The organism is Streptomyces rhizoryzae (assembly GCF_023155275.1).
Classification (GTDB): domain Bacteria; phylum Actinomycetota; class Actinomycetes; order Streptomycetales; family Streptomycetaceae; genus Streptomyces; species Streptomyces rhizoryzae.
The window spans coordinates 1-4,282 of the sequence record NZ_JALMUV010000103.1 but is presented as its reverse complement, the minus strand read 5'-3'; the positions used below and the strand labels follow the sequence as shown (position 1 = coordinate 4,282).

Genomic DNA, 4,282 nt, shown 5'->3' with positions numbered 1-4,282 from the left:
CCCCGTGGCCCCTTGCTCCCCGTGGCCCCCTTGCTTCCGTGGCCCCCTTGGCCCCACCCCCGGCATCCGCCGGTTCGCCAGGTGGTGGCCGGTCAGGCGTCGGCCTTGACGGGTGCCGTTCCGCCAGGCACCGGCCCGGCAGGTGCTGTTGCGTCGGAGGCAGCCCCGGCAGGTTCCGTTCCGCCAGGCGTCGGCCTTGACGGGTGCCGTTCCGCCAGGCATCGCCCCGGCAGCCGTCAGCCCTCACGCGGCACCGTCCTCGTGTACTGCCTGCTGGGCTCCACGGGCCGCACGCCGACCGCCGGCCGCCGCCCGCCCGCTGTCGCGCCCCAGAGCCAGGGCCGCCGCCACCGCGCCCATCGAGGCCACCGCCGCGATGACCCAGCCGCCGCGCAGCGCCCCGAGCCCCGGATGCTGCTGACCGCCCATGACGGCGACCAGGACGGCGACCCCCAGCGCGGTACCGGCCTGCCGGGAGACCATCAACACGCCCGAACCGAGCGAGAGTCGGGACGCGGGCAGCGCACCCGCGGCGGCGAACATCACCGGCTGGTACAGCCCGGCACCGAACCCCGCGAAGATCAGCCCCGGCAGGAACCGCACCGCGTACCCCGCCCCCGCGCCGCCGTCCCCGGCCAGCGCCAGCCACCACAGCGCGGCCGTGACGAAGCACAGGGCCCCGGCCACCGCCGTCCCGCGGCCGCCGAGCACGGCGACGATCCGGCCGGAGACCGCGGAGACCACCAGGACCGTCAGCGGCCAGGGCGCCAGCGCCAGTCCGGCGGTGCGCACCGAGTAGTGCCAGACGTCGGTGAAGAGCAGGCTCGCGGCCAGCATCATCACCCCGTAGGCCACGAAGTAGCCGAGCAGCCCCGAGGCCGCCGCGGTGAACCCGGGCGCCCGGAAGAGCGCCGGGTCCACCACCGGCCGCGCGGCCCGCCGCACATGGCGTACGCCGAGCACGCCCGCCAGGGCACCCGCAGCGAGCACGGCGAGCGTGCCTGGGGCGGTGTACCCCCACTCGGGGGCCTGCGCGAACGCGGTCACCAGCGCGCCGACACACACCAGCACCAGCACCGTCCCCGGCAGGTCCAGCGCCTGCCGCGGACCGCGGACCGAACGGGGCAGCAGCCGGACGCCCGCGCCGACCGCGAGCAGCACCACCGGCACGTTGATCAGGAAGATCAGCCGCCAGTCGGAGGCGGCCAGCAGCCCGCCGATCACCGGCCCGGAACTCGCCGCCACCGCGCTCACCGCCGTCCACACCCCCACCGCGGTGGCCCGTTCGCGGGCCGGGAAGGCGGGCAGCGCCAGGGAGAGCGACGTCGGGATCAGGACGGCGGCCGCCGCGCCCTGCACCACCCGCGCCGCGATCAGCAGCGGGAGCGTGGGCACCAGCCCGCAGACCGCGGAGGCCAGGCCGAACAGCGCCATGCCGGCCAGGAAGCAGCGCCGCCGCCCGGCCTCGTCGGCGAGCCGGCCGGCCGGGATCAGGAGCGCGGCGAGGACGACGGTGTAGCCGTTGAGGACCCAGGAGAGCGCGGACGCGGGCGCCGGCGCGAAGTCCTCGCCGATCGCCGGGAACGCGATGGTGACCGCGATCAGGTCCAGCACCGCGAGGAACTGCGCGGCGGACGCGACCGCCAGCACCAGCCAGCGGCGGGGATCGGGGGCGGGGTCGAGGCCGGGGTCGAGGCCGGAGGCGGGGCCGGGAACGGTGACAGGGGCTGGGGCCGCGGGAGTGGTGGCAGGCGCTGGGGCCGGGACCGCGGAGTCAGGGGCGAACTGCCCCTGGCGGGCGGCCTGTTGGGGCGTCGGATGCGGCCGAGCGGGCCGCCGGGGAGCCGGGTGCGCGCCGGACGGGGCACCGCAGGGCGCACCGGCGGGCGCGCCCGTCCCCCGGTCGCCGGGAACAGAAGGGGTCATGACGATCAAGCATCGGCACCGCGGCCCCGCACCACGAGTGGCAGCCCTGCCAGCACCCGCTACATTCCTGCCATCCGTTCTGCCACACTTCCGCCATGCCCTCCCTTGCCATCGCGGTCACCGCAGGAATGCCGTTCTTCGAACTCGCCATCCCCTGCCACATCTTCGGTACCGACCGGATCCAGCCACCCTCCAACTGGTACGACCTGCGGGTGTGCGCGATCGGCACGGACGGCGACACCCCGCTCGCCGGCCCCTGGTTCACCACCCGCACCTCCTACGGCCCCGACGACCTGGTCTCCGCCGACACCGTCCTCGTACCGGCCTCCGCCGACGTGCACGGCGACCCGCCGGCGGAACTCGTCGCGGCGCTGCGCGAGGCCCACCGCCGCGGTGCCCGACTGGTCTCGTTCTGCTCGGGCGCCTTCACCCTCGCCGCGACCGGACTGCTCGACGGCCGGACCGCCGCCACGCACTGGATGTACGCGCAGCTGCTCGCCGAGCGGTACCCGGCCGTCAGCGTGGACCCCGCGGTCCTCTACGTCGACCACGGCGACGTACTGACCGGCGCCGGCGCCACCGCCTCCATCGACGTCTGCCTGCACCTGATCCGCGAGGACTTCGGCACCGGCGTCGCCAACTCCCTCGCCCGGCAGCTGGTCGCCCCCGCACACCGCCCCGGTGGACAGGCCCAGTACATCGAGACCCCGCTCCCGGAACGCCGCGACGACTCCCTCGCGCCCGTCCTGCACTGGGCCGCCGAACGCCTCCACGAACCGCTGACCGTCGCCGACCTCGCCCGCTACGCACACACCAGCCCGCGCACCCTCGTCCGGCGGTTCCACGCCGCCACCGGGACCACACCGATGCAGTGGCTCCAGGCCCAGCGCATCGCCCGCGCCCGGGAGTTGCTGGAGGGCACCGACCTGGCCGTGGACCGGGTGGCGGACATCGCCGGCCTGGGCACGGCCGCCAACCTTCGCCGCCACTTCACCCGGGCGGTGGGCGTCCCCCCGGTCGACTACCGGCGCACCTACCGCTCGGCCCGGGCCACGGAATCCGACCGGCCGCCCGCCCCCGCCGCCCCGTGAGTCCTGTGAACGCTGCGGGCCCCGCGGCCACCGTGGGCCCTGCGGGGGCTGCGGGGGCTGTGGCCATGTGAACGCTGTGGGCCCCGTTGACGCTGTAAGCCCTGAGCCCACCGTGGTCACAGGAGCCACTGCCGGCGCTCCAGCCGCCATGGGCACGGGAACCGCGCTCTGCCCCGGTGGCCTGAAACCGGCGCCGGTGGGGTGGGGTTCCCCGGGGCTCGCCGGGGCGCGCCCCGGCGAGCCTTGCCCCTACAGCCGCGGATCCACCGGTTCCGACTCCAGCGCGAGCACCGCGAACACCGCCTCGTGCACCCGCCACAGCGGCTCGCCCTCCGCCAGCCGGTCGAGCGCTTCCAACCCCAGCGCGTACTCCCGCAGGGCCGGCGAGCGCTCGTGGCCGAGGTGGCGGCCCCGCAGCCGCCGCAGGTTCTCGGGACCGGTGTACTCCAGGCCGTAGATGATCCGGAGGTACTCCCGGCCGCGGCACTTGACGCCCGGCTGGACGAGCCGACCGTCCGGCTGCCGGACCAGCGCCTGGACCGGCTTGACGACCATCCCCTCCCCGCCCGCGGCGGTCAGATCCAGCCACCACGCGATACCGGCCGCGACCGACGCCTCGTCCTCGGTGCCGACGAGCAGCCGCCGGGTCGGCGCCAGCAACGTATTCGGCCGGCAGCAGACGCACCCGCCGCACCTCCACCGTCGCACCCGCCGCGCCGGACGCACCCGGCGCACCCGGCGCACCCGGCGCACCCGGCGCACCCGGCGCACCCGGCGCACCCGGCGCACTGTCCCCGTCACCGGCCGCCTCCGGCTGCTCCTCCTCGGCCGCTATCAACCGGTCGGTCAGGGCCAGTTGCTCGGTGTGTGCCAGCCCGGTCAGGCTTCGGCCCCGCACCGCGAGGATCTGGAAGAGCGCCAGCCGGAACCCGTCCAGCGCCCCCGGACCGCCGCCGCCCTCCGGCTCCCCCACCCGCACTGCTGCGCCCGGTCGGGATGCTTGTGCAGCAGAAACCCGAGGTCGGTCGCGGGACGGTCGGGGGTGCCCGTGCTGGTGAGGGTCAGAATCACTCCTTGAGGATGGGAGGGCGGAAGGCACGTTTCCCAGCGCTTTTCGGGGGGCCGGGGGAGAGCGAGGGTGAACCGGAGGGCCGGGGAGAGAGAGCGGGGGGTGAACCGGGAGGGGAGGAGAGAGCGCCGGGGGCCGGGCCACGGAACGGGGCGGCAGGTGGAGCGCACCGCCGGGGGCCTCCCCCCCCCCGCCC

Annotated in this window: 2 protein-coding genes and 2 pseudogenes; 1 reads left to right on the top strand and 3 read right to left on the bottom strand. The window is 76.0% G+C overall.

The features are described 5' to 3' along the window. Positions 1-243: 243 nt before the first annotated feature. The gene (locus MUU72_RS34980; protein ID WP_248017494.1) at positions 244-1,926 is read right to left on the bottom strand and encodes an MFS transporter; all 1,683 of its coding nucleotides are present in this window, start codon (positions 1,924-1,926) and stop codon (positions 244-246) included. Positions 1,927-2,021: 95 nt separating this feature from the next. Between MUU72_RS34980 and MUU72_RS34975 the strand changes: the two genes are divergently transcribed. Beyond that, on the top strand, positions 2,022-3,017 hold the full coding sequence (locus tag MUU72_RS34975) for a GlxA family transcriptional regulator (protein WP_248017493.1): 996 nt from the start codon (positions 2,022-2,024) through the stop codon (positions 3,015-3,017). A 249-nt stretch (positions 3,018-3,266) separates the two neighbouring features. Here MUU72_RS34975 and MUU72_RS34970 read toward each other — a convergent pair. Together MUU72_RS34970 and MUU72_RS34965 are read right to left on the bottom strand one after the other, a co-directional pair. Beyond that, positions 3,267-3,951: pseudogene (locus MUU72_RS34970) on the bottom strand (polynucleotide kinase-phosphatase); the annotation flags it as partial. Between the two features lie 47 nt (positions 3,952-3,998). Then, positions 3,999-4,088: pseudogene (locus MUU72_RS34965) on the bottom strand (hypothetical protein); the annotation flags it as partial. Positions 4,089-4,282: the final 194 nt, after the last annotated feature.